Source organism: Butyrivibrio sp. WCD2001, assembly GCF_000424485.1.
Classification (GTDB): domain Bacteria; phylum Bacillota; class Clostridia; order Lachnospirales; family Lachnospiraceae; genus Butyrivibrio.
Map to the genome: position 1 here is coordinate 1 of NZ_AUJZ01000049.1, position 1,888 is coordinate 1,888.

The 1,888-nt window shown below is 41.8% G+C and carries 1 protein-coding gene and 2 pseudogenes; all 3 read left to right on the forward strand.

What is annotated here, in order from left to right:
- Positions 1-401: pseudogene (locus tag G630_RS25205) on the forward strand (hypothetical protein); the annotation flags it as partial.
- Positions 398-1,252, forward strand: coding sequence for a hypothetical protein (locus G630_RS0117725; RefSeq protein ID WP_026499365.1), 855 nt, complete (start codon positions 398-400; stop codon positions 1,250-1,252). The pseudogene G630_RS25205 and the gene G630_RS0117725, both read left to right, overlap by 4 nt.
- Positions 1,243-1,888, forward strand: a pseudogene (locus G630_RS23935) (hypothetical protein); the annotation flags it as partial. The gene G630_RS0117725 and the pseudogene G630_RS23935, both read left to right, overlap by 10 nt.

Below are 1,888 nucleotides of genomic sequence, written 5' to 3' on the forward strand. Positions count from 1 at the left end.
TCTTTAAGAACCTGCACCTGGAGCTTCCGCAGATAAAGACACCACACTTTAAGTTTACTAACTGGTCTCCAAATCCGGTTGATTGGGTATCCAAGGGATTTCCTTCTATCGAAATTGAATGGTACAGGAAGGCTATGGGCAATGGAATGATCCTCAATGGACCTACAATATTTGGTTATTCCGGCGGTAAGTTCCTTGGAGGTGGAGAAGCAGGAAGTGAAACTGTTGTAGGTACAGCATCACTCATGTCGATGATACAGAAAGCTACAGGAGGCGGGATCAATCCTGCTGACATCTATGATGCAGTAAGGGAAGGAGCCTCCAACGCTGAGATAATCATAAACCTTGATAACAGGGAGATGGGAAGAAGCCTTAGGAAGATGGGAGTGGTATTCGTATGATCGAAGTTAAGTATGTGAACTCGGAAGGAAAGGCATTTATTCTCACTTCGGACGGAGAAAGGCTGAGACTCAGGAAGGGGAATCTGCATAAGTATTCCTGGGTGGCAGAGACGATAGAGTACAAGTATGGGGATCAGGTACAGGATTTTACGAAGCAGGCTATATCATATGACTTGGAGTTCATAGTGAGAGGTAATCCCTTGGAGAGAAAGGAATGCCTTAAGAATTTTCATAATGCATCTGAGCATGACATTATGGTGAATGAAAGAGGAAAGCTTTGGTTTGGAGAATACTCTATAGAATGTTTTATACTTGCATCTGATACTCAGCCGGATGAGAAAAATGACAATGTTACTATCAATTCCGTGACAGCATATTGCCCATATCCGTTCTGGATGAGAGAGACAGTTCTATCGTTTATGAGTCATGGAAAAAATGGACTTATGGACGCCTATGATTATGCCTTTGATTATGGCGATTTTGATTATGGAGTAGAAGGATATCGTGCTTTTACAGGAATTGATTCAACAGTTCCTCTAGAATTTAGGCTTATCGTATATGGCCCTGTTTCGGATCCTCAAATAGTTATAAACGGGCACCTTTATGAAGTTGATGTGGATATTGCTCAGTACGGCTATCTTACAATCTCTTCCTTAGAAAAATCTGATCAGGAGAAGTCGTGTATTCTTACATATCCATCAGGTAAGAGCATAAGTGTCCTAAACGCGAGAAACCGCGATAGTTATATTTTTAAGCCTATAACAAGCGGAGAATTAAATGTTTCATCTGAGCAGGAGGTGAAGTTTGACCTAGTTATTATTGAAAGAAGGAGTGAGCCGCTATGGATCTGATATATGGGAATGTTAAAGACGGGAAAATTGAAGATATTGGAATCCTTAGCAATTATACGTTAGATCTTTCATTTGGGAAAAACGATAATGATTTCTCTTTGGTAGTGCCTGATGAGGCAACCCGCCTTTATGAAGATCAGGTGATATACGTTGAAGGAACTGAGTTCGGTGGAATAATAGACCACATCGAAGTGGATACTGAAAAAAGAAGGCTGACATATAGCGGACGGACATGGCATGGGATACTAGAGAATAAGGTCATGTATCCATTTGCCAGTGATGACTATCTTTACTATAACGGGGAGGCCAATGCTGTTATCGCACAGATTCTGGAAAGGCTTAATCTTTCTCCGGGAAAGGCAAATGAACTGATGAAAGCGCCTAAGGCTGGCGTCATCAAGTCATCCAATGAGAACTCCGGTATCATGATTTCCGGCTACAGGGTGAGCAGTGAAAGCGGCAATTATGCTAAGGGATATTCACTTATAAGGGATATGCTCAGCGAGTTTGATGCGAAGCCGCTGATAGTTGACGGTGTGATAAAAGCTGTTCCACTAGTCGACTATTCCAATGATTATGATTTTCTTGCCCAGACTGACCAATTCAGGGCAAAGAGGAAATACAACTCATTGAACC

Coding starts and splice junctions, on each gene's coding strand:
- G630_RS0117725 (WP_026499365.1), top strand. CDS start 398: ATGATCGAAGTTAAGTATGTGAACTCGGAAGGAAAGGCATTTATTCTC.